This is a genomic window from Micromonospora sp. DT233 (genome assembly GCF_049841815.1).
Classification (GTDB): Bacteria; Actinomycetota; Actinomycetes; order Mycobacteriales; family Micromonosporaceae; genus Micromonospora.
This window is the reverse complement of the sequence record NZ_JBNCLB010000017.1, coordinates 113,065-135,814: the sequence shown is the minus strand read 5'-3', so window position 1 is coordinate 135,814 and position 22,750 is coordinate 113,065. Positions and strand designations below refer to the sequence as shown.

The following is a 22,750-nucleotide window of genomic DNA, read 5'->3' as shown; positions in this document are numbered from 1 at the left end:
CGGCCACCTCGTCAGAGTTGTTGACTTGTCTGCCAAGCTCCGTCTACCTTGGAGTCTCAACTTGGCAGACATGCCAATAACCTGGAGGTTGAGCGATGGCTCTGCGTGGCGGTACGAGGTTCGCCGTGCGTTGTGAGGACGTGTTCCCGGCGGGATGCGCCCTGGTCCCAAGAGTCCCTGGGTGAGGTGGAGGACTACGACGAGAAGACGGGCCGGCGTTCCCCGGCGAAGGACAAGCTGACCGGCCAGCGGGTTTGGCAGGTGCGGGTGATGGACCTGGACCCCGAGTTGGGCAAGCGGTCCCGCGAGACGACGGTGAAGATCTCGGCGGACTACCAGCCGGTCCCGCCGACGGGTGCCCCGTTCGAGGGCGTCGAGTTCGAGGGCATGACGGTCACGCCGTACGTATCGAACAACGGTCGGATGGCGTACTCGCTGCGGGCGACCGGGATGCGCGCCCCGGCGGGTGTGGCCGGCAAGCAGAAGGCGGCGGCGTAGCCGCATCAGGTGGGGGCGGGGCTGTCAGGTCTTGGCGGACGGCAGCCCCGCCCTCTGTCTCTTCCCCTTGCTCGTGACGAGAGAGGTAGTGACGTGTCCAAGCGTAGGCGTTCGCCTGCCCCGGCTCAGCCTCGGTGCGGCGTGTGTCAGTCCCGGTTCGACCCGGCCACTGGCGTGCGGCACCCAGTCACCGTGGGCCTGGCCATGGCCGCCGTCGTCCTCTACGCCAAGCACGGCTGGCCGGGTTTCGTCGTGCCGCTGGTCCTGGCGTCGGCGGTGTCGGCGCTGTGGCGGTGGCGCGACGAGGCGTCGTGGTGGCGGTGGTGCGCGGGGCCGCTGCTCGGCCTGTTCCGGCAGGTCTTCGTGTACCGGCGGGCGTGGCGTGAGGCCATGGACCCTCTGTGGGCTGGTCGAGACGTACGACCACCGGCCCGTCCTGCTCAAGCTGCTGCGGGTGCGCTCGGATCAGGCCCTCGACGAACCGCCCGACCACATCCGTACCCGCGTCAACCCGGCCCGGAGGTAACCCGATGTCCCTCAAGCGCTTCTTCCTCGGCACCCACCGACTCAAGCCGCTGCACATCAACCTCAACGACTCCCCGGACCGCCTCGCCGCCGCCCTCCACGGCCTGGCCAACATGGTCCACCGCCGCGACGACCTCGACGGCCAGCGCATCCGCATCACCCTGACCGTCCGCATCCCCGAGGACTACTACCAATGACCCGCCACCGCGCCGAGTCCGGCATACGGCATGGTTGTTGACCATGGGAACGCCGAAGGCCCTGGCTGGGACCGAAGTCCTGACCAGGGCCTTTCGCGTGGAGCGGGTGACGGGAATCGAACCCGCACTGTCAGCTTGGGAAGCTGATGTTCTGCCATTGAACTACACCCGCGGGCGGCACCACTGTACCCGACGTCGACGCCGGGCGCACCCAGGTCCCCCCTTGCGGTGCCGGCCCCGTCGCACCTCAGGGCCGGCGCCGGCTCAGGCCGCCACGAAGTGCGCGCCCCGCACGCGCCGGGCCGGCAGCGGCTCCGGCACCTCCGCCCGCAGCTCGTTGGCCCGGGGGTCGAGCCAGACCTGCACGGCCGGCCGCCCCGGGCCCTCGCCGGGGTAGACGAGGGGAGCCTCGCCGCGCCGGGCCAGCATCGCCACGTCGACGGTGAACTCGAAGAGCCGCCAGTCCACCCGGGGGGCGGCCCGCCCGAGCTCGGCCAGCCGGGCCACCCGGGCCGGGTCGGTCACCGGCCGGGCGTGGCCCGCCACGTACGCCTCGTCGTCGCTCTCCTCCGGCGGGAAGGAGTGCAGGGCGTAGCGGCCGTCGCGTTCGAGGTCGCGCCGCTTCGGCGAGTCGACGACGAAGCAGAAGAGACCGTCGTCGGTGATCACCGGGGAGACCGGGTGCACCCGGGGCCCGCCGTCGGCGCGGACGGTGGCCAGGTAGCCGAAGCCCGGCCCGTACTGCTGCATGAGGAAGCGGATCCCGTCGGCGAGTCGTGGCTCGTCAGCGGCGAATTCGGACCAGGAAGCCATGAGCACATCCTATCGAACACATGTACGACAAGCGAGCGCGACGCGCCGATCGCCGGGCCGACGACCAGGGCCGGCGCGCGGGCTCGCTAAGGTGTGGCGATGCTGCTCTCCGACCGGGACCTCGTCAGCGAACTGAAGGCTGGCACGCTCGCGCTGGAGCCGTTCGAGCCGAGCCTGGTGCAGCCGTCGAGCATCGACGTACGCCTGGACAAGCTCTTCCGGGTCTTCAACAACCACCTGTACACGCACATCGACCCGTCGCTGCAGCAGGACGACCTGACCTCGATGATCGAGGTGCCCGACGGCGAGCCGTTCGTGCTGCACCCCGGCGAGTTCGTGCTCGCCTCCACCCTTGAGGTGATCTCGCTCGGCGATCAGCTCGCGGGCCGGCTCGAGGGCAAGTCGAGTCTGGGGCGGCTCGGGCTGCTCACCCACTCCACCGCCGGGTTCATCGACCCGGGCTTCTCCGGGCACGTCACGCTGGAGCTCTCCAACGTGGCGAACCTGCCGATCACGCTCTGGCCGGGCATGAAGATCGGCCAGCTCTGCATCTTCCGGCTCTCCTCGCCGGCGGAGCACCCGTACGGGTCGGCGGTCTACGGCTCGCGTTACCAGGGGCAGCGCGGCCCGACCCAGAGCCGGTCCTGGCAGAACTGGCGCACCTGGCCCACCCGCTGAGGCCCCCGAAAACAGAGCAACCGCGCGAAGGGGCCCCGGCCCGAAGGCAGAGGCCCCTTCCCACAGCTCAGTTCGGGCGGCCGTAGCTGTGCACCTGGCCGTCGTCGGCGCGCTTCATCTTGATCGGCTCGCCGGCCCGGGAGGCGTGCACCACCCAGCCGTCGCCGACGTACATGCCGACGTGGTGCAGGTCGGCATAGTAGAAGACCAGGTCGCCGGGGCGCAGGTCGGCGCGGCTGACCCGGGCGGTCACCGACCGCTGCTGGGCGGCGTTGTGCGGCAGCGAGACGCCGGCCTTGGCCCAGGCGGCCAGCATCAGCCCCGAGCAGTCGTACGAGTTCGGGCCCTCCGCGCCCCAGACGTACGGCTTGCCGATCTGGGCGCAGGCGAACTTGACCGCGACGCCCGCGGCGCCGCCGGGGTAGGTCGACGGGCAGGGGGCGGGGCGCAGCGGGCCGCCGCCACCGTTGCCGTACACCTTGAGCCGCAGCTTCTGCAGCCGGTCGATCTCGCCGTTGATCTGCTTGCGCTTGGCGGCGAGCTGCGCCTCGGTGCGGGTGAGCTGGGTGACCATCTCGTCGAGCGGTCGCTTCTTGGCGGTCAGCTCGTCGCGGAGCTCGATGACCGCCCGCACGTCGCGCTGCTGGCGCTCGGCGAACTGGTCGAGGATCTCCAGTTGCCCGAGCAGCCGGCTGGGCGAGCCGCCGCCGAGCAGCGCGTTCACCGTCGAGAGGTTCTCACCCTTGTACGCCTCGACGGCGAAGCCGCTGACCTTCTCCATCGCCTCGTCGACCCGGCGTTGCAGCGGCCCGATCTGCTTGCCGAGCGCGTCGGCCTTGCGGCGCTTGGCGGCGAGGTCCTGGCGGGTGGCGTTGTGCCGCTCGATGAGCGGTTCGAGTTTGTTCCAGTCCTGGTCGATCTGCCGTTCGATCTCGGCGATCGAGGGGTCGGCGTGGGCCACGGTCGGGGTGCCGGTCAGTGCGACGGCGGCACCGGCGAGGGCGGCGAGGATGGTGGTGAAGCGGGACCAGCGTGGACGCGGCACGGCCGGCATCCCGTCGGCCGGAGCCGAACGGCGTGCCGGGTGCCGCGGGGCATGGAGTGCCACCGGGCTTCGTTCTCCTTCTTCCCTACCGCCTACCGGGTTAGCTGACGGGTTCGGGCGGAAGGGAGAGCGCCCTACCGCAGCGGTGCTGCGGATTCACCCCGGTGGAACCTGGGTCCCCGGCTCGCCCGGAGGCGACTCGGCGGTGTCGGGCCGTCACCGCCCGGCTGGGCGGTGCAGCTACCGGCCGACGATTGATCAGGATAGAGACGACCGTTATGGATCCGCAACCCGCCGGGCCGTGCGACCAGCCACCTGACCCGACGGTGCAAGTTTCCTTCACATAAAAGCACCAGCCGGAAGGCTATTGACGGCGGGCGTGCGGCGGCGGGAAGGTGACCTCAACCGAAGACCCCTCAGGAGATTCGATGCAACGTCCCGTCATGCCGGCGAGCAGGCGAATCCTGCTCGCCGCCGCCGTGGCCGCCACCACGGCCCTCGTGCCCCTGGGCACCGCCGCCGCCCCGGCCGCGGCCGACCAGGCCCTCACCCGACAGCAGCAGTACGCGGCCGCCGCCGCCGAGTTCGGCGTGCCGGAGAGCGTCCTGCTGGGCGTCTCCTTCCTCCAGTCCCGCTGGGACACCAACGCCGGCACCCCGAGCACCGGCGCGGGATACGGGCCGATGCACCTCACCGACGCCGCGTACGTGACCGCCCTGCCGGGCGGCACCCACCACGACGCCGGCACCGAGGACCCGCGCGGGGACAGCGCCCGCCGCACCCTCGCCCCCGCCCCGCCGCAGGCCGACCCGGCCCCGAGCACGCAGTCGTTGCAGACCCTCGACACCGCGGCCACCCTCACCGGGGCCGACGAGGCGGCGCTGCGCAGCGACACGTCGACGAACATCCGTGGCGGCGCGGCGCTGCTCGCGTCGTACCAGCGGCAGATCGGTGCGCCGGTCGGCGCCGGCACCGACCCCGCGGCCTGGTACGGCGCGGTGGCCCGCTACTCGGGCGCGGAGCGCACCGACGCGGCGGCGGCCTTCGCCGACGAGGTCTTCGGCACCATCGCTCAGGGCGAGAGCCGGGTGACCGACGACGGGCAGCGGGTGACCCTCGCCGGCCGCGCGGTGCGCCCGCAGAAGTCCTGGCTGGACCTGCTCGGCCTGCTGGCGCCGCCGCGCGCCGACGGCGTGGAGTGCCCATCGGCGATCTCCTGCGAGTGGATCCCCGCGCCCTACCAGGACCTGGGCGGTGGCGACTACGGCAACCACGACCTCGCCAACCGGTCGAAGCAGCAGAAGGTCGAATACATCCTGATCCACGACACCGAGGGCAGCTACGCGGGCACGGTCAACATGGTGCAGGACCCGACCTACGTGAGCTGGCACTACACCCTGCGCTCGTCCGACGGCCACATCGCCCAGCACGTCAAGACCAAGGACGTGGCCTGGCACGCCGGCAACTGGTACGTCAACTCCAAGTCGATCGGGCTGGAGCACGAGGGCTTCGCCGCCCAGGGCACCTGGTACACGGAGGCGATGTACCGCACCTCGTCGAAGCTGGTCCGGTACCTGGCGCTGCGCCACGGCGTCCCGCTGGACCGGGCGCACATCATCGGCCACGACAACGTGCCCGGCATCCTCCCCGCGAACGTGGGCGGCATGCACTGGGACCCGGGCCCGTACTGGGACTGGTCGCACTACTTCGACCTGCTGCGCGCCCCGGAGCTGAACACCGGGACCCCGCTGACCGGCATGGTCCGCATCGACCCGGACTTCACCACCAACCGGCCGGCGTTCACCGGCTGCGACACGGCGGGCGTGCCCTGCCCGTCGCGCGGTTCCTCGTCGGTGGTGCTGCGCTCCGCGCCCAGCGCCGACGCGCCGCTGGTCAACGACATCGCGCTGCGCCCCGACGGCTCGCCGGCCACGATGCACATCTCCGACCACGGCGCCCGCGCCTCCACCGGGCAGACGTACGCCCTGGCCGGCCGCTCCGGTGACTGGACGGCGATCTGGTACCTCGGGCAGAAGGCGTGGTTCCACAACCCGGCGTCCGCGCCGACCGCCAAGTGGACGCTCGGCCTGGTCGCCACCCCGAAGGCCGGCAAGACCACGATCCCGGTGTACGGGCGGGCGTACCCGGAGGAGGCGGCGTACCCGGAGGGCGTGCCGTACCAGCCGATCACGCCGCTGCAGTACACCCTCTCCGCCGGCCAGCGGTACTCCGTCGGGGCCGTGCTGCCCGGCGAGTACTACCGGGCCGTCTCGTTCGACGGCTCCGCACCGGCCGACCGGACGGTGATCAAGGGCGACAAGAAGTACGTGCAGATCCAGTTCGGTCACCGGATCATGTACGTCGACCGCGCCGACGTGGACCTGGTGGCGTCGCCGCTGGGCGCCCCCCGCTGACGGCGGTCGTCACCTGAGCACGAGAAGGCCCCCGGTCGAGGTGACCGGGGGCCTTCTCGTGTCCGCTGCGCCGGGTGGCCTTCGCGGGGGCCAGGGCGGTGCGCGGCTGGGCGCGGCCTTCGCGGGGCCGCGCCGTGGGTCAGCCGGGTCGGCGGAAGCCGGCGACCGGCATGTGGTTGATGCTCGCCACCTGCACCGGCTTACCGGCGCGGGGCGCGTGCACCATCATGTCCTTGCCGAGGTAGAGGCCGACGTGGTGCAGGTCGCTGAAGAAGAACACCAGGTCACCCGGTCGGGCCTCGGAGCGCGGGATGGAGCGGCCCTCGTTCCACTGTGCCCCGGTGAAGTGGGTCAGCGAGATCCCGGCCGCCCGGTAGGCGAACTGGGTCAGGCCGGAGCAGTCGAACGAGTTGGGGCCGGTGGCGCCCCAGACGTACGGGTCGCCGACCTGGGCGCAGGCGGTCTTGATGGCGGTCCGGGCCGCCGCGCTGACCACGCCCGTGATCGTCGGGCAGCCGGCCACGGAGACCACGGTCTTCGGCATCGACGCCTGGAGCCGCTTGATCTCCGAGTTGATCTTTGTCTTCTTCGCCGCCAGTTCCTTGCTCTGCTTCTCCTCGGCGACGATCAGCGCGTCCAGCTTGTTCTTCTGGGCGTCGTACTTGGCCCGGACGGCGAGCACGCCCTCAAGCTGCCGGCGCTCCTCGGAGGCGAGCCGGTCCAGCATGGTGAGCTGCTCCGCGAGCGTCCCCGGCCGGGTGCTGACCAGCAGCGCGCCGAGCTCCTGCGACGGGCCCGACATGTAGTAGCGCGACGCCAGGTCACCGACCCGGTTCATCGCCATCTCGGTCTCCAGCGCCAGCGGCTGGATCTTCTTTTCCAGCTCGGCCGACTTCTTCTTGTTCACCTTGAGCTGGGCGCGAACCTTGTTGTACTGCTCGATGGTGGGCTCGAGCTGCTCCCACTGCTTGTCGATAGCGGCTTCGATCTCGTCGACCGAGGGCTCGGCGTACGCGGGCGCGGCCAGCGCTCCCGCGCCCACGGCGACCGCCGCGACCAGGGTGAGCAGGCGACGTACGAACCGGCGGGCGCCACCCGGACGAGCAGGTGACTGTCCCGGGGCACGACGATGAGGGGGCGTGGTTGCCACCGGCACCGACTCCTTCGCAACCGACCGCCGGGCGCCTCGCGAGAGGGAAGATCGAGGCAGACGACCCAGGGCGGTCAGCGCCTCACATTAGGCGAGGTCCGCAGCGGGAATCAAGGCGGGCCGGCGTGCTGTGACGCTCCGGCTCCGGGCCCGCACGCGGGGTGTCGAGATGCGACCGTCGCCGCTCCCGAGCCGCCACCCGGCCGCGCCGCGCCGCACCCGGCCGCGCTCAGCCGACGATGGCCGTCAACACGTCGTCGAGGGTCACCACACCCAGCGGCAGGCGGCCGTCGCTGACCAGGACCATGTGCCGCCCCTCGCGGCGCATCGACAACAGCAAATCCGCCAGCGTACGGTCCGGCGGGACCACGGCCAGCGGGTGGTACACCTCGGCGGGCACCGGGGCACGGCGCTCCGCCCCCGCGTAGCCCAGCACGTCCTTGACGTGCACGAAGCCCAGCACCCGTCGGGTGGTCCGCTGCACCACCGGGAACCGCGACCGGCCGGTGCGGGTCGCCAGCACCTCCAGGGAGGCCGGCGAGACGTCCTCGGCCACAGTGGTCACCGTCGACCAGGGCTGCAGGGCGTCCGCCGCCGTGCGGGAATGCAACGCGAGCGCCCCGGTGATCCGCGCGTGCTGCTCGGCGTCGAGCAGCCCCTCCGTGCGGGCCTGCGCCACCAGCCCGGCCAGCTCCTCGGCGGTGAAGACCGTCTTCACCGCGTCGGTCGCCTCGACCCGCCACAGCCCCAGCACCCGCTTCGCCGCCCACTTCATCGCCAGCAGCAGCGGCTTGGTCGCGGTGCAGAACGCCAGCATCGCCGGGCCCAGCCAGAGCGCCGACGGCTCCGGCCCGGCGAGGGTGATGTTCTTCGGCACCATCTCCCCGACGACGGTGTGCAGGAAGACCACCACCCCGAGGGCGATCAGGAAGGCCACCGGGTGCACGGCCCCGGCCGGCAGCCCCAGGGCGTGGAAGGGCACCTCCAGCAGGTGCGCCAGCGCCGGCTCGGCGATCGCGCCCAGCCCCAGCGAGCAGATCGTGATGCCGAGCTGCGCCCCGGCAATCATCAACGGGATCTGGTTCATCGCCGACAGCGCCCAGCGGGCCCGCTTCGACGTCGCCGCGAGCGGCTCGATCACCGTCCGCCGGGACGCGATGAGCGCGAACTCACTGCCCACGAAGAACGCGTTGCCGAGCAGCAAGAGCACGGTGACCAGCAGCTCAGCCATGCTCGCCGGGCTCCTCCGGGCGGACCACCCGCACCTGCTCGATGCGGTGCCGCTCCACCTCGACCACGGTGAACTCGTACCCGCTCTCCTCGACCGTCTCCCCCGTCAGCGGGATGTGCCCGAGGCGGGCCATCAGGAAACCGGCCAGCGTCTCGTACGGCCCCTCGGGCAGCCGGAAGCCGGTCTGCTCGGCCAGCTCGTCCTCGCGCAGCACCCCGTCGACCAGGACGGTGCGCTCGCCGCCCGGCACGGTCAGCTCGGCCGGGCCGACGTCGTCGACCGCGTCCGGGTCGAACTCGTCGGCGATCTCCCCGACCAGCTCCTCCACCAGGTCCTCCATGGTCACCACGCCGTCGGTGCCGCCGTACTCGTCGACCACGATCGCCAGATCCGCGCCGGCGGCCTTGAGCGCCGCGAGAACGCCGTCGAGGTCGAGGCTCTCCGGGACGTACACCGGCTCGCGGGCGACCGACGCGACGCTGGTGATGGCCCGGCGGGCCGGCGGTACGCCCAGCGCGTCCGGCACCGCCGCGACCCCGGTCACCAGGTCGAGGGTCTCCTCGAAGACGGGAAACCGGGTCCGGCCGGTCTGCCGGGCCAGGGTGAGCAGGTCGGCCACGTTGGCCGTGGCGCGCAGGGCGATCACGTCCACCCGGGGGGTCATCGCCTCGGCGGCCCGCTTGTCGCCGAAGCGGATGGTGCGGCGCAGCAGCATCGCGGTGTCCGGGGGCAGCGCGCCGGCCCGCGCCGAGATCACCGCGAGCAGGCCGAGCTCCTCCGGGGAGCGGGCGCTGGCCAGCTCCTCCTGCGGCTCCACGCCCAGCGCCCGGACCAGGCCGTTCGCCGAGTTGTTCAGCCCCCTGATCAGCCAGCCGAAGGTGCGGGAGAAGCCGCGCATCCCCCGGGTGGTGGCCAGGGCGGTGGGCATCGGCCGGGCCAACGCCAGGTTCTTCGGCACCAGCTCGCCGAAGAGCATGGAGAGCAGCGTCGCCAGGGCGAGGGCGAGGAACGGGGTGAACCGGTCGGCGGCGGCGCCCAGCGGGTGCAGCAGCGGGGTGAAGAGACGGGCCAGCGCCGGCTCGGCGAGGTAGCCGGTGAGCAGGGCGGTGATGGTGATGCCGAGCTGCGCCCCGGAGAGCTGGAAGGACAGTTCGTGCAGGGCGGTGCGGACGGTGGCGGCAGCGCCGTCGCCGGCCTCGGCCCGCCGGTCGATCTCCGGTCGGTCCACGGTCACCAGGGCGAATTCGGCCGCGACGAAGAACGCGTTGCCCGCCGTCAGGAGCACGAAGCCGACCAGGGGCAACACCGTGACTACGAGAACACTGTCGATGATCGCTTCACCTCGGCGCGATTGTTCCACGACGGGCGGACTCGCACACGGCTGCGCCCGGCCGGCGGCGTCACCCGTGCGGCCGGGTGACGCCGCCGGCCGTCAGCTTCCGGCGGGGGCGGTCTCCTTCGCGCCGGCGGCGTCCGCCGGCTTGACCGAGCGGAGCAGCACGCTGGCCACGTCGACGACCTCGACCTGCTCGCCGGCGCCCTTGCCGTTGACCCCGTCGTTGAGCATCGTCGAGCAGAACGGGCAGCCGACCGCGATGGTCTTCGCCCCGGTGGCCATGGCCTCCTCGACCCGGTCCACGTTGATCCGCTTGCCGATCTTCTCCTCCATCCACATCCGGGCGCCGCCCGCGCCGCAGCAGAAGGAGCGCTCGCTGTTGCGCGGCATCTCGGTGATGCCGCCCTCGATGGAGCTGTCGAGCACCTCGCGTGGCGGGGTGAAGACCCGGTTGTGCCGGCCCAGGTAGCAGGGGTCGTGGTAGGTGACGCCGCCGTCGACCGGCTGGACCGGGGTGAGCTTGCCGGTGCCGACCAGGTGGGCCAGGAGCTGGGTGTGGTGCACCACCTCGAACTCGCCGCCGAGCTGCCCGTACTCGTTGCCCAGGGTGTTGAAGCAGTGCGGGCAGGTGGCGACGATCTTGCGCTTGCTCTGCTCCCGGCCCTCGAACGCCTCGTTGAGGGTCTCGACGTTCTGCTGGGCGAGCATCTGGAAGACGAACTCGTTGCCGATCCGGCGGGCCGGGTCGCCGCTGCACGTCTCGCCCTCGCCGAGGATGGCGAACTTCACGCCGGCCTCGTTGAGCAGCGTGGCGACCGCCCGGGTGGTCTTCTTGGCGCGGTCCTCGAACGCGCCCGCGCAGCCGACCCAGAAGAGGTACTCGAAGTCGTCGACCTCGCCGACCCGGGGCACCTCGAAGCCGAGGCCCTTGGTCCAGTCCTCGCGGGTGTTCTGCGGGGCGCCCCAGGGGTTGCCCTTGTTCTCCAGGTTGCGCAGCATCACGCCGGCCTCGGAGGGGAAGCTCGACTCGATCAGCACCTGGTAGCGGCGCATGTCGACGATGTGGTCGACGTGCTCGATGTCGACCGGGCACTGCTCGACGCAGGCCCCGCAGGTGGTGCAGGACCAGAGCACGTCCGGGTCGATGACGCCGCCGGCCTCGGCCCCGCCGATCAGCGGCTTCTCGGCCTCGGCGAGCGCCAGCACGTCCACGTGGGCGAGCTGCGCGGCGGTGGCCTTCTCCTCGCCGGTCAGGTCCTTGCCGCCGCCGGCCAGCAGGTACGGCGCCTTGGCGTACGCGTGGTCGCGCAGGCTCAGCACCAGCAGCTTCGGCGACAGCGGCTTGCCGGTGTTCCAGGCCGGGCACTGCGACTGGCAGCGCCCGCACTCGGTGCAGGTGCTGAAGTCGAGCAGGCCCTTCCAGGTGAACTGCTCGGCCTGGGCGACACCGAACTGGTCTTTCTCCGGGTCGGCCTCCTCGAAGTCGAGGGGCTTGCCCTCGCTCATCATCGGCCGCAGCGCGCCGAGGCCGGAGCCGGCCCGACCCGGGTTGCGCTTGAAGAAGATGTTGGGGAAGGCCAGGAAGCGGTGCCAGGCCACACCCATGGTGACGTTCAGCGAGATCACGATGAGCCAGGTCATCGAAATGACAATCTTGATCAGCGCGGCGACGCTGACGCCGGCCTCCCAGTCGGGCAGCACGTTGCCGATCCCGTGGCTGATCGGGGTGGCCCAGAGCGGGTACTCGAACTGGCCGGTGGCGACCTTGAAGCCCCGGATCAGGAAGCCGAAGATCAGCACCAGCAGGATGACCCACTCGACGAAGTAGCCCTGCCACATCGTCGAGCCGGTGAACCGGGAGCGCCCGCCGGGGCGGGTGGGCCGGTTGCGCAACCGAATGGCCATCAGCACCAGGACGCCGGCCAGGCCCAGCGCGCCGATGAGCTCGGTGGCCAGGCCGAAGACCGTCCAGTGCCCGATCACCGGCAGCCCGCCGCCGGGGCTGACCACCTCGAAGTACGCCTCCAGCACCAGCAGCGAGAGCACGAGGAACGCGACCATCACGAACCAGTGCGCGGCGCCCACCACACTCCACCGGAGCATCCGCGTGTGGCCGGCGATCTCCACCAGCATGGTCTTCGCGCGGGTGCCCTTGTCGGCGAAGCGCTCCGGATCCGGCCGACCCAGTCGGATCACTGCCGTCATCTTCATGACCGCGCGCACCGCGAGCCACACCGCCACGGCGGTAATGGCGGCCGCGAGGATCGTGGTGACGATCTGGACGCTGCCCATCGAGTTGGCCTCCCCGGTCTGCTGCCTGTCGAGGGCTCGGCGACCGGGGGGCCGGGTCAGGGACGCGACCGGCGTAGCGCCGTGGCCGCACCCCGACCGGACCGGTCGATGACCTCGCCCCGCTCGGTCATGCAGTGCAGCCTACGCGCAAGGTTACCCAGCAGTAACGTGAGTCTTCTCGCACCCCGGCCGCGCCGCCCTGCGCACACCATAGGGTGCCCGGCGGCGAAGCGCCGGGCAAGGGCTAGCCGAGAGGCGGAGTGCCGGGGTGCCGGGCGCGCGCCCGGCACCGGCGACGACGGGCGGGGTCAGCGCCAGCGGGAGAGCAGGACCAGGGAGCCGACCATCGCGCCGAAGCCCACCGCCAGGTTCCAGTAACCCCACGCCATGACCGGGTAGGCCTGCTCGGAGAGGTAGTAGATCACCAGCCAGGCGATGCCGGCCACGATCAGTGCCACCGCCGTTACGGGCAGCCAGACCGGGCTAGGCTTACGCGTCGCCGCTGTCGCCGTCGGACGGGCGTCCGTCGGCGGGGTGTACACCTTCTTCTTACGGACCTGAGACTTGGGCACGACGCTCTCCAGAGGGGTGACGACCTCGTCCGGCCTGACAACCGGGCGCGGGGGCGACGGTCCATGGCCAATAATGTTTCGACAGTCAGCGTAGTCCCGAAGACCCGCTCAGGCCATGAATGGGGTCAGTCCGATGCGCGGAGTGACCGAAAAAGGCGGACTCTTCGGGTCGCCGCACCGGCCCGCGTCGTGGCGGGCCGGCCCGAACCACAGCGGAAGGAGGGCCCGGTGGAGTACACGTCCGGCGCGGCCTCCTGGCAGAAGGTCCTCCGACGGGCGGTCGTCGCCCTCGTACCCCGACGGCGACGCCAGCGCCGACGGGGCTGGTCGATCGGGGTGCCGCTGATCGCCGCGGCGGCCGGGCTGCTCTTCACCACCACCGCGACGACCGCCGGCGGCACCGCGCTGCGCGAGGACCGCCGCCCCCAGCTCACCCAGCTCATCGAGGACCGCCGGCAGCAGGTCGCGGCGGGCGAGCAGCGGGCCGCCCGGCTGCGGGCCGAGGTCGAGGACTCCACCGCCGACCTCGCCGGCTCCGACTGGCCGATCCGGGAGCAGCGCAACCGGGCCGCCGCCAGCCGCCAGGCCGCCGGATTCACCGCCCTCACCGGCACCGGGGTCACCGTCGAGCTCAACGACGCCACCCAGTCGCCGGAGCAGGGGCTGCCCAAGGGGGCCAGCAACGACGACCTGGTCGTGCACCAGCAGGACGTCCAGGCGGTGGTGAACGCGCTTTGGGCCGGCGGCGCGGAGGCCATGTCCATCATGAACGTCCGCGTGCTCACCACCAGCGCGGTACGCTGCGTCGGTAACACCCTGCTGCTGCACGGCCGGGTGTACTCCCCACCGTTCAAGATCGTAGCGATCGGCGATCCCGCTGCCCTCCAGCAGTCCCTCGCCGCCTCCGAGGGAGTCCGGGTGTTCAAGGGCGTGGCCAACGACTTCCACCTGGGTTACCGGGAGACCGTCTCCACGGTCACCGTGCCGGCCTTCGAGGACTCGACCGCCCTGCGGGCGGCCACGGTGCCCAGATGAACCGGACGCCCGACGAACGCTGGGACGACGAGCCGACCGACTTCCTCCCCCCGATCGGCCGCTCCGACCCGGCTTCGACGGAGCGTGCCGGGCCGCCCTCCGCCGACCGCTCCGGGCCGGCCCCGGCCGAGCGTCCCGGCCCCGCCGGTCCCTGGCCCGACCCGGTGCTGCCGCCCCGCCCGGCGGCCCCCCGGGCTGGTGACCCGGCCCGCCGGCCGACCCCGCCGAACGTGCCCCCCGACCGGCGACCCACTCCACCGGGCACGCCCCCCGACCGGCCCGGCACCGCCCCAGGCCGGCCCGGCACCGCCACGAGCCGGCCCGTCGCCGCGCAGCCGGCGGGGTCGCCGGGTGCCCCTTCGACGGGCGCTCCCCGGCAACCCGAGCCGCACCCCACCAGCGGCCTCGGGCGCGAACGCGGGCCGGTTGGCGAGCCCGGCCCTCGCCGCGCCACGGCCGGGCGCGGCACCGCCCCCGGACGCGAGCCCGCCTCGCCCCCCGCCCGGTACCCCGAGGCCGCCTCACCTCCCGCCCGGTACCCCGAGGCCGACCACGCACCCGCAGCGGGGCCGCCGGGTCGGGGAGCCCGCCCCGGGTCGGGCCCGCCCGCAGCCGACGCCCGCGCGTACCCGGGCGACGGGCCGGACCGGTCCCTCGACCTGGCCGCCACCGCGCTCATCCCGGTGGTGCCGGGCCGGCGACCGACGGCCGATCCGGCCCTGGACGCGACCGCGCTGATGGGCGCCGTACCCCGCGTGGAGGGCGTCGACCCGGCCGGCGACGACGGGCCGGTCGAGCCGCCCCGGCCGCGTCGCGGCGAGCGGGTGGTCCCGCTGCGGGCCCAGCAGACCGCCGAGGGCTACCGCAGCGTGCACTCCGACCTGACCCGACCGACCGTCTGGACCCGGCTGCGCACCGGGGTACGGGTCGCCGGCGAGTTGCTGATCACCTTCGGTCTGGTGATGCTCCTCTTCGCCGGCTACGAGGTGTGGGGCAAGTCGGCCATCGTCGACGCCCGCCAGAACGACCTCGACCGTCAGCTCGCCCAGGTCTGGGGCCCCAGCGGCGCCCCGACCGTGGGGACCGGCCCCACCGAGAAGCTGAAGGCGCCACCGCACGGCGAACCCCTCGCCGGGCTGCACATCCCCAAGCTGGACAAGAACTGGGTCGTGGTCGAGGGTGTGGCCCCGGACGACATCCGCTACGCCCCCGGCCACTACCCGGACACGGCGATGCCCGGCGAGGTCGGCAACTTCTCCGTCGCCGGGCACCGCAACCGGGCCACCTTCTGGCGGCTGGACGAGCTGACCGCCGGCGACGCCATCGTGGTCGAGGGCAAGACCGAGTGGTACGTCTACAAGGTCGGCCAGAGCCGGATCGTCAACCCGAAGCAGGTCGAGGCCGTCGCCCCGGTGCCGATGGAGCCGACCGCGAAGCCGACGAGGAAGCTGCTCACCCTCACCACCTGCAACCCGAAGTTCGACAACTACCAGCGCCTGATCGTCCACGCCGAGCTGGACCACACCCAGTCCAAGGCGGCCGGCCGCCCGGCGGAGCTGGAGGTCTGAGGTGTACGGCTGGATCTGGCGCAAACTGCCGCTGGGGCTGCCCGGCAAGCTGGCCGGCTCGCTGCTGCTGGCCACCGCAACGGTGGCCCTGCTCTGGTACGTGGTCTTCCCGTGGGCGGAGCCGCTGCTCCCCTTCGACGACGTGCAGGTGACCCAGGACTCCGGGGTGCCCGGCGGCACCCCGGGCCCGGAGGGCAGCCCTCCTCCCGGCGAGGGGCACGACCTGCCGTACAGCACCGACCAGAACAACACCCCGCCCCCCTCGCCCGACAGGTGAGCCGAGGCGCGTCCTGGTGATCGGCTCGGGGTGGAGTGCGAGGTCCGGCGGGTGATGGGCGCCCGTCCACCGCGCGGTCAGCTCCTCAGCGCGTCCCGCACCTCGGAGTTCGCGGGCGAGTGGACCGCCGGCGGCCGACCCCGCAGCGCGTCCCAGGCCGCCTTGCCGCTGGCGAAGTAGTCACGGATGGCCTTGCCGACGAGCAGGGCGGATCCGCAGCCGGGACAGCGGGCGGCCACCCCGTCGACGTCGAGGCCGAGGTGCCGGCAGAGCGTCACCGCCCGGGACAGGTGGTAGGACTGGGTGACGATCAGGGCGCGTTCGACGCCGTACACGTCGCGCGCCCGGGCGCAGGTGTCGTAGGTGTCCAGGCCGAACGGGTCCGCCACGACGCGGCGCGCATCGACACCGAGCGACGTGGTCAGGTGGGCCGTCATCGCCGCCGTCTCGTCACCGGACGTGCCGCCCCCGTCGCCGGAGACGAGGACGACCCGGGCCCGTCCGCCGGCCACGAGCGCAGCGGCGGTCTCCAGGCGGCCGGTGAGCCGGGCACCCGGTTCACGGCCGTCCGCCGCGACTGCGGTGCCCAGGACGATCACGACGTCGGCAACCGGCGCGTCGGCCTCGCCGTAGAGGTGGCCCTGGGCGGCGATCGTCGTCCAGAGCCAGGGAAGGCTGGCCAGCAGCAGCGCCACCAGCCCCAGGGCCGCCGCGCGGATCAGCCGTCGACGCCACCGGTGCGGCCGGCCCGCTGCGCCTGCCCACCGGTGCGGCCGGCCCGGCGGACCGACCGCCGGCCGCCCGTCGTCGACGTCTTCTGGCCCTCGGCCAGCGGGCCCGCCCTCGCTCACGAGCTTGTCAGGGCTCGAGCCTGGCCGGTGGGGTCGGTAGCGGGAACCCCGCGCCGCGCCCCTGCGGCGGGCTCGGGCTGCCGCTGGGGGTCGGGGCGCCCGTCGTGGGCGAGTTGGTCGGATCCGGGGTGGGCTCGGGCACGTCGACCTCGATCGTCACCTGCCGGCCCTTCTCCAGGCTCGACCCGCCGCGCGGGTTCTGGCCCGAGACCCGACCGGCGCGGTCGGCCGGCACCTCGTTGCCCTCGACGACCCGCACGCTGTAGCCGGCCTGCTCCAGCTCGCGGCGCGCGTCGCTGCCGGAGGAGCCCACGACGTTCGGCACCTTGCGGATGTTCCCCTTCGACACGGAGACCGTCACCTCGCTCTCCTCGGCGACCTCGGTGCCCGAGGGCGGGTCGACCTCCGTGACGAGTCCCTCGCCGACGGCGCTGTCGACCTCCTTCTTCTTCACCTCGAGCTTCAGCTCCTTGAGCTGCTTCTCGACGTTCTTGAACGGGGAACCGACCAGGGCCGGCGGGATCGTCACCTCCGGCTTGCCGCCGCAGAGTTGGATGGTGACCTTCTCGCCCTTTTCCACCTCGGCGTCCGGCAGTGGTTCCTGCTTGACGACCGTGTCCTTCTTGCAGTCGCTGTTGAAGATCGGGGCACCGACCGTGGGGACCAGGCCGGCGCTCTCGATCGCCGCGACCGCAGCGGCTCGGTCCTTGCCGGCCAGGTCGGGGGTGCCGATCTTGTCGGGGCCGCCGCCCTGGTTGAGCAGGATGCCGGCGACCAGGGCGATCACGGCGAGCACGCCGAGCGCGGCGAAGGTGGCGATCACCCAGGAGGATGCCTTGCGCTGGCGGGGGTCGCCCACCCGGGCGGCCGGCTGCTGGCGGGTGGTCGCGCCGCCGACCTGGGTCGGGTACCCCGACGCGGCGGCCGCCATCGGCGCGGTCTCGGCCTCCTGCATCACCGGCGTGGCCAGCACCGGCCGGCCCGCGGCCGCCCGGAGCATGTCCGCCCGCATCTCGCCGGCGCTCTGGTAGCGGTTGAGCGGGTTCTTCGACAGCGCCTTGAGCACGATCGCGTCGATCGCGGGGGTGACGTCGGGATTGATGTCGCTGGGCGTCGGTGGGGTCTCCCGGACGTGCTGGTACGCCACGCTGACCGGGCTGTCCCCGACGAACGGGGGGTGGCCGCAGACCAGCTCGAAGAGCACGCAACCGGCGGCGTACACGTCGGAGCGGGCGTCCACGGCCTCGCCGCGCGCCTGCTCGGGGGAGAGATACTGCGCCGTGCCGATGACCGCGCTGGTCTGGGTCATCGTGGTGACGCCGGAGGCCAGGGCCCGCGCGATGCCGAAGTCCATCACCTTGACCTGGCCGGTCTGGGTGAGCATCACGTTGCCGGGCTTGATGTCGCGGTGGATGATGCCGTGCCGGTGGCTGAACTCCAGCGCCGCGCACGTGTCGGCGCAGATCTCCAGCGCCCGGCGCGGCTGGAGCCGCCCCTCGACACCCAGCAGCTCCTTGAGGGTCCGCCCGTTGACGAACTCCATCACGATGAACGGCAGCGTCTCGCCGGTCGGCCCGGTCTCCTCGCCGGTGTCGTAGACGGCGACGATCGCCGGGTGGTTGAGCGACGCGGCGTTCTGCGCCTCCCGACGGAACCGCATCTGGAAGGTGGCGTCCCGGGCCAGGTCGGCCCGGAGCATCTTGATCGCGACGTCGCGGCCGAGCCGGAGATCACGGCCGCGGTGCACCTCGGCCATGCCCCCGTAGCCGAGCAGCTCGCCGACCTGGTACCTGCCACCGAGCAGGCGGGCCTGCGCTGTCATCGCGTCTGTCGTCCTTCGCTCGTCGTCGTCTCGCCGCCGCCCGGCAGGAGCCGTTCCACCCGACGGTACGGCGTCCGGGACGAATCGTCGCGCCCAGCCGCCGGCACCGCGCCGGGTGTCACGACCCGGAGGCCGACCGCGCCCGGTGCGCCCACTGCCGACTTGTCGGACAGGTTGTAGGAAATCACGCCGGAGCAAACGAGGACCAGCACGGCCAGCAGGATGAACAGCAGCACCGGCCCTGACCTGGAACGTTGCGGCGGGGGCGGGGCGGGCTGGTGGGCGTACCCCATCGGGGTCACCTGCCGGGCCTGGGGCACGCTCGCCGCGCCGCGTGGGTACGCCGAGCCGGTGGCGGCCGGCGGACGCGCCACGGCCGGCGGCGGGTACGACTGCTGTTGGTTGGTCTGCGGGCGCGGCGGCTGGGCGACCGGCGGGCGGGGGTGCGGCGGGCCGGACGTCGGGGCCGGCCGCTGCGCCGACACCGGCGGGCGGGGCTGCGCCGCCACCGGCGGGCGGGGCTGCTGGCGCGACGTCGGCGGCACCTGCGCGCGGGCCGGCGGGCCGGCGGGGGACGACGGTGCCGCGGAGATCTGGCTGAGGTGCCCGGCGCTGCGGGACCGCTGCCCGAGCACGAGCTTCGCCTGCCGGGCCGCCCCGGCCAGGGCGGCGGCGCTGGGCCAGCGGGCGGCCGGGTCCTTCGCCATCGCCCGCTCGACGATCGCGCGGACCGGGGGCGGGATGTCCGCCGGAAGCGGCCGGGGGGAGTCCCGGACGTGCTTCATGGCGATCTCCAGCGGGTTCTCCCCCTCGAACGGCCGCCGCCCGGCCAGGCACTGGTACGCGACCACGCCCAGGGCGTACACGTCGGAGGCGGGGGTGGCGACCGCGCCGGTGGCCTGCTCCGGGGAGATGTACGAGGCGGTGCCGAGCACCGAGCCGGCGGCGGTGAGCTGCCCGACCAGCTCGGAGCGGGCGATGCCGAAGTCGGTCAGGACCAGCGTCCCGTTCGGCCGCACCAGCAGGTTGCCCGGCTTCACGTCGCGGTGCACGATGCCCTTGCAGTGCGCCGCGTGCAGCGCGTCGGCGGCTTGGGCCAGCAGCGCCATGGTCCGGGCGGGGGTGAGCCGGCCGACCCGGCTCAGCGTCGAGGAGAGCGCGTCGCCCTCGACGTACTCCATCACCAGGAAGGCGATGTGCTGGTCGTTGCCGAAGTCGTAGACGTCGACGACGCCGGGGTGGTTGATGGTGGCCATCGTGCGCGCCTCGCCCCGGAACCGCTCGGCGAAGCCCGGCTCGTCGAGCAGCGCCGGGAGCAGGCTCTTCACCGCGACGGTACGCCCCAACACCTGGTCGGTGGCCCGCCACACGTCACCCATGCCGCCACTGGCGATCCGCTCGTCGAGGCGGTAGCGGTTGCCGAGCTGAACGCCGGGGCTGAGCATGTCAGCGGCCCCCAGCGTCGGCGGCGGCCGCCTGCATGATCTTGCCGGCGATCCTCGCCGCCTCGGCGCTGCCGCCGCTGCCCGCCTCCTCCAGCACCACGCAGACCGCGGAGACCGGGGTGCCGTTCTTGTCGAGCGCGAAGCCGATGAACCAGCCGTGGTCGGGGGTCTGCGGGCCGGACTGGGCGGTGCCGGTCTTGCCACCGACCCGGTAGCCGCTGAACTGCGCGTTGCGGCCGGTGCCGTTCTGCACCACGCTGACCATCATGTCCCGCAGGTCGGCGGCGACCGGCCCGCTGACCGGCCGGCGCAGCTCCCTCGGCTTGGCGGTGTAGTAGCTGGTGGTGCGGTCCGGGGCGAGCTGCTGGCGGACCAGGTACGGGCGCATCTGGCTGCCGCCGTTGGCGACCGCCCCGGCGATCAGCGCCCCCTCCAGCGGGGTCATCTTCACGTCGCGCTGCCCGATGGAGGACTGCGCCAGGGCCGCCGGGTCGGTCGCGCCGTCGGGCGCCTCCATCGACCCGGTGCGGCTGGGTGCCGTGGGCAGCCCGTCCTTGCCGAGCTGGCCGACCGTCAGGTCGTCCTGCTCGAAGCCGAACTGGCGGGCCTTCTCCTTCACCTTGTCGGGACCGAGCCTGACGCCGAGCTGGGCGAAGCCGGTGTTGCAGGACTCGGTGACCGCGTCGAGCAGGGTGACCTGGTCCTCGGGGCAGATCGACGGGGCCGCGTTGCGGATCGGGGTGCCCGAGGTCGGCGGCGTCCAGCTCGGCCCGGCGGGGATCTCGGTGTTCTTGCCGATCCCGTTCTCCAGGGCGGCGGCGGCCACCACGACCTTGAAGGTGGAGCCCGGGGGCAGCACCTCCGACAGCGCCCGGTTCTTCAGCGGGCCGCCCTCGGCGCCCTCCAGCCTGTTGTACGCCGCCGTCGCCTCGTCGGTGTCGTGGCTGGCCAGCGGGTTCGGGTCGAAGCTGGGCATGGAGACCAGCGCCTGCACCGCCCCCGTGCGCGGGTCGAACGCCACCGCCGCGCCCTTCTTCGCCCCGACCTGGTTGTCTGCCAGCCCGTCGTACGCGGCCTCCTGGGCCCGCTTCGAGAGGGTGAGCAGCACGTTGCCGCCGCCGGTCTCGTCGCCGGTGAACATGTCCTTGATCCGGTTGGCGATCAGCGCGTCGCTGGTGCCGGCGAGGAAGCTGTTCTCGACCCGCTCGATGCCGGTGTCGGCGAGGTTGACCGGCTTGTAGCCGAGCACGTGCGCGTACTTCTCCCCACCCGGGTAGGTGCGCAGGTACCGCAGCTTGCCGCTGGTCTCCTTGCTGGTGGCCACGGCGGTGCCGCCGGCCTCGATGTTGCCGCGCTTGCGCTCGTACTCGGCCACCTGGACGCGGCCGTTGTAGTCGCTGTTGCGATATTCGTTGGCCTTGTAGGCCTGGACCCAGTTCAGGTTCGCGAAGAGCAGACCGAACAGGACCATCGCGACCACGCCGACGCGGCGAAGGGGTGCGTTCACGGTCTGATCACCTCCGTGGGGGCACCGTGCAGCTGCTCGGGTGGGCCACCGCCCCCGGGTCGGGACGCCGCGCTGCCGGTCGTGGTCACCGGCCGGCGTGCGCCGTCGGAGATCCGCAGCAGCACCGCGATGAGCAGCCAGTTCGCCATCAGCGACGAGCCACCGGCGGAGAGGAACGGGGTGGTCTGACCGGTCAGCGGGATGAGCTTGCTGATCCCGCCGACGATCACGAAGACCTGCAGGCCGAGGGTGAAGGCGAGGCCCCCGGCCAGCAGCTTGCCGAACGAGTCCCGCACGGCCAGCGCCGCCCGCAGCCCTCGCTCCACGATCAGCAGGTAGACCACCAGCAGCGCGGAGAGCCCGAACAGGCCGATCTCCTCGCCGATGCCGGCGAAGATGAAGTCGTTCTGCACCTCGGGGATCTCCAGCGGCTCGCCGCCGCCCGGCCCGGCGCCGAAGAGGCCGCCGCTGCCGAGCGCCAGCAGGCCCTGGACGAGCTGGTAGCCGTCCTCGTACGGGTCGGCGAACGGGTCGAGCCAGATCTCGGCGCGCAGGTGGAAGTTGGCGAACGGCCCGCCGATCACGCCGCCGAGCACGTACGCCAGGTAGACCCCGCCGAAGAAGAGGAGCAGGCCGATGAGCAGCCAACTCACCCGTTCGGTGGCGATGTAGAGCGTCACCACGAACATGCCGAAGTAGAGCAGCGAGGTGCCCAGGTCCTTCTCGAAGACCAGGACCAGCACGCTCAGCACCCAGACCGCGAGCACCGGCCCCAGGTCGCGCCCGCGCGGCAGGTCGATGCCGAGCACCCGGTGACTGGCCAGCGAGAGCACCTCGCGCTTGCGCACCAGGTAGTACGCGAAGAACACGAGCAGCGCCAGCTTGGCGAACTCACCGGGCTGGATGCTGAACCCGCCGATGCGGATCCACAGCTTCGCCCCGTAGATCTCCGAGTACTTCGCGGGGAGCACCGCCGGGATCATCACCAGCACGATGCCGGCGAGGCCCAGGGTGTACGCGTACCGGGAGACCGAGCGGTGGTCGCGCATCAGCGCCAGCAGCCCGGCGGCCAGCACCACCGAGGCGAGCGTCCAGGCGAGCTGCCGCCCGCCGTTGCCGGCGAAGACGGCCAGGGTCTCCCGCTCCGCCGGGGCGGCCCGCGCCAGGTCGAGGCGGCGCAGGAAGCCCACCCCGATCCCGTTGAGCAGGGCCACCGCCGGCAGCAGGGCCGGGTCGGCGAACGGCGCGAGGAACCGGACGGCCACGTGCATGGCCAGGAAGACGGCCGCCAGGACGGCGGTCGGAATCCAGAAGTCCGGGGTGACCGTGTCGAGCACGGTCGCCTCGACCGTCGCGCCATACGCGCCGACGATCACCAGGGCCAGCAGCAGCAACGACAGTTCGGCGTTGCGCCGCGACCGGCCCAGGCGTACGCCGGACTGCTCGCCCGTCGAGGCGGGCGAGACTGCCGGTGCGGCCGCTGCGGTCACGAAA

The 22,750-nt window shown here is 72.6% G+C and carries 19 protein-coding genes, 1 tRNA gene, 1 pseudogene and 1 riboswitch; of the genes and pseudogenes, 8 read left to right on the top strand and 13 right to left on the bottom strand.

The features are described from left to right. Positions 1-95: 95 nt before the first annotated feature. The 3 genes and pseudogenes from ACLQ2V_RS25720 to ACLQ2V_RS25710 all read left to right on the top strand — a co-directional run bounded on the left by ACLQ2V_RS25720 (position 96) and on the right by ACLQ2V_RS25710 (position 1,220). Positions 96-498 (top strand): annotated as a pseudogene (locus ACLQ2V_RS25720) (transcriptional regulator). A gap of 382 nt (positions 499-880) precedes the next feature. Then, positions 881-1,024: a hypothetical protein gene (locus ACLQ2V_RS25715; protein ID WP_425721143.1), complete on the top strand. Its 144-nt coding sequence runs from the start codon at positions 881-883 to the stop codon at positions 1,022-1,024. Between the two features lie 4 nt (positions 1,025-1,028). Next, on the top strand, positions 1,029-1,220 hold the full coding sequence (locus ACLQ2V_RS25710) for a hypothetical protein (protein ID WP_425721142.1): 192 nt from the start codon (positions 1,029-1,031) through the stop codon (positions 1,218-1,220). Positions 1,221-1,318: 98 nt separating this feature from the next. On the opposite strand, the gene ACLQ2V_RS25705 is transcribed toward ACLQ2V_RS25710, so the two are convergent. Continuing rightward, positions 1,319-1,392 (bottom strand) — tRNA-Gly (locus ACLQ2V_RS25705). A gap of 92 nt (positions 1,393-1,484) precedes the next feature. Next, entirely contained in the window at positions 1,485-2,033 is a 549-nt protein-coding gene (locus tag ACLQ2V_RS25700) for a pyridoxamine 5'-phosphate oxidase family protein (protein WP_425721141.1), read from the bottom strand. Between the two features lie 99 nt (positions 2,034-2,132). Between ACLQ2V_RS25700 and dcd the strand changes: the two genes are divergently transcribed. Next, positions 2,133-2,711 carry a dCTP deaminase gene (gene dcd, locus ACLQ2V_RS25695; protein ID WP_425721140.1) on the top strand — a complete coding sequence of 193 codons (579 nt, stop codon included), beginning with the start codon at positions 2,133-2,135 and terminating at the stop codon, positions 2,709-2,711. A 67-nt stretch (positions 2,712-2,778) separates the two neighbouring features. Here dcd and ACLQ2V_RS25690 read toward each other — a convergent pair whose 3' ends face one another. Beyond that, positions 2,779-3,765 carry an NlpC/P60 family protein gene (locus ACLQ2V_RS25690; protein ID WP_425721139.1) on the bottom strand — a complete coding sequence of 329 codons (987 nt, stop codon included), beginning with the start codon at positions 3,763-3,765 and terminating at the stop codon, positions 2,779-2,781. 66 nt (positions 3,766-3,831) lie between these two features. Next, a riboswitch (cyclic di-AMP (ydaO/yuaA leader) is annotated at positions 3,832-3,971 on the bottom strand. 213 nt (positions 3,972-4,184) lie between these two features. On the opposite strand from ACLQ2V_RS25690, the gene ACLQ2V_RS25685 reads away from it, so the two are divergent. Next, positions 4,185-6,170, top strand: coding sequence for an N-acetylmuramoyl-L-alanine amidase (locus tag ACLQ2V_RS25685; protein ID WP_425721138.1), 1,986 nt, complete (start codon positions 4,185-4,187; stop codon positions 6,168-6,170). A 139-nt stretch (positions 6,171-6,309) separates the two neighbouring features. Here the strand turns inward: ACLQ2V_RS25685 and ACLQ2V_RS25680 are convergent, their stop codons facing one another. The 5 genes from ACLQ2V_RS25680 to ACLQ2V_RS25660 all read right to left on the bottom strand — a co-directional run bounded on the left by ACLQ2V_RS25680 (position 6,310) and on the right by ACLQ2V_RS25660 (position 12,751). Further along, positions 6,310-7,326 (bottom strand): NlpC/P60 family protein, encoded by a 1,017-nt coding sequence (locus ACLQ2V_RS25680; RefSeq protein ID WP_425721137.1) that lies wholly within the window; start codon positions 7,324-7,326, stop codon positions 6,310-6,312. Positions 7,327-7,549: 223 nt separating this feature from the next. After that, a complete protein-coding gene (locus ACLQ2V_RS25675; protein WP_425721136.1) occupies positions 7,550-8,551 on the bottom strand; it encodes a hemolysin family protein in 1,002 nt (333 codons plus the stop codon). Beyond that, a complete protein-coding gene (locus tag ACLQ2V_RS25670; protein WP_425721158.1) occupies positions 8,544-9,854 on the bottom strand; it encodes a hemolysin family protein in 1,311 nt (436 codons plus the stop codon). Before ACLQ2V_RS25670 ends, ACLQ2V_RS25675 begins: the two co-directional genes overlap by 8 nt. 129 nt (positions 9,855-9,983) lie before the next feature. Beyond that, the gene (locus ACLQ2V_RS25665; RefSeq protein WP_425721135.1) at positions 9,984-12,179 is read right to left on the bottom strand and encodes a (Fe-S)-binding protein; all 2,196 of its coding nucleotides are present in this window, start codon (positions 12,177-12,179) and stop codon (positions 9,984-9,986) included. A 308-nt stretch (positions 12,180-12,487) separates the two neighbouring features. After that, a complete protein-coding gene (locus tag ACLQ2V_RS25660; protein ID WP_425721134.1) occupies positions 12,488-12,751 on the bottom strand; it encodes a cell division protein CrgA in 264 nt (87 codons plus the stop codon). A 228-nt stretch (positions 12,752-12,979) separates the two neighbouring features. Between ACLQ2V_RS25660 and ACLQ2V_RS25655 the strand changes: the two genes are divergently transcribed. Genes ACLQ2V_RS25655 through ACLQ2V_RS25645 form a run of 3 tightly spaced genes read left to right on the top strand, consistent with a single transcriptional unit; the run spans position 12,980 to position 15,631 of the window. Further along, entirely contained in the window at positions 12,980-13,786 is an 807-nt protein-coding gene (locus tag ACLQ2V_RS25655; protein ID WP_425721133.1) for a DUF881 domain-containing protein, read from the top strand. Continuing rightward, on the top strand, positions 13,783-15,354 hold the full coding sequence (locus ACLQ2V_RS25650) for a class E sortase (RefSeq protein WP_425721132.1): 1,572 nt from the start codon (positions 13,783-13,785) through the stop codon (positions 15,352-15,354). The genes ACLQ2V_RS25655 and ACLQ2V_RS25650 overlap by 4 nt, the downstream gene beginning before the upstream one ends. A gap of 1 nt (position 15,355) precedes the next feature. Continuing rightward, entirely contained in the window at positions 15,356-15,631 is a 276-nt protein-coding gene (locus ACLQ2V_RS25645; RefSeq protein ID WP_425721131.1) for a hypothetical protein, read from the top strand. 77 nt (positions 15,632-15,708) lie between these two features. Here the strand turns inward: ACLQ2V_RS25645 and ACLQ2V_RS25640 are convergent, their stop codons facing one another. The 5 genes from ACLQ2V_RS25640 to ACLQ2V_RS25620 all read right to left on the bottom strand — a co-directional run bounded on the left by ACLQ2V_RS25640 (position 15,709) and on the right by ACLQ2V_RS25620 (position 22,746). Next, positions 15,709-16,326, bottom strand: a complete 618-nt coding sequence (locus ACLQ2V_RS25640; RefSeq protein WP_425721130.1) for a SanA/YdcF family protein — start codon at positions 16,324-16,326, stop codon at positions 15,709-15,711. Positions 16,327-16,489: 163 nt separating this feature from the next. Further along, the gene (gene pknB, locus ACLQ2V_RS25635; RefSeq protein WP_425721129.1) at positions 16,490-18,304 is read right to left on the bottom strand and encodes a Stk1 family PASTA domain-containing Ser/Thr kinase; all 1,815 of its coding nucleotides are present in this window, start codon (positions 18,302-18,304) and stop codon (positions 16,490-16,492) included. Beyond that, positions 18,301-19,749 carry a protein kinase domain-containing protein gene (locus ACLQ2V_RS25630; protein WP_425721128.1) on the bottom strand — a complete coding sequence of 483 codons (1,449 nt, stop codon included), beginning with the start codon at positions 19,747-19,749 and terminating at the stop codon, positions 18,301-18,303. The genes pknB and ACLQ2V_RS25630 overlap by 4 nt, the downstream gene beginning before the upstream one ends. Before the next feature lies 1 nt (position 19,750). Continuing rightward, complete coding sequence (locus ACLQ2V_RS25625; RefSeq protein ID WP_425721127.1) at positions 19,751-21,256, bottom strand: peptidoglycan D,D-transpeptidase FtsI family protein; 1,506 nt, start codon at positions 21,254-21,256, stop codon at positions 19,751-19,753. Then, the gene (locus ACLQ2V_RS25620; RefSeq protein ID WP_425721126.1) at positions 21,253-22,746 is read right to left on the bottom strand and encodes an FtsW/RodA/SpoVE family cell cycle protein; all 1,494 of its coding nucleotides are present in this window, start codon (positions 22,744-22,746) and stop codon (positions 21,253-21,255) included. Before ACLQ2V_RS25620 ends, ACLQ2V_RS25625 begins: the two co-directional genes overlap by 4 nt. Positions 22,747-22,750: the final 4 nt, after the last annotated feature.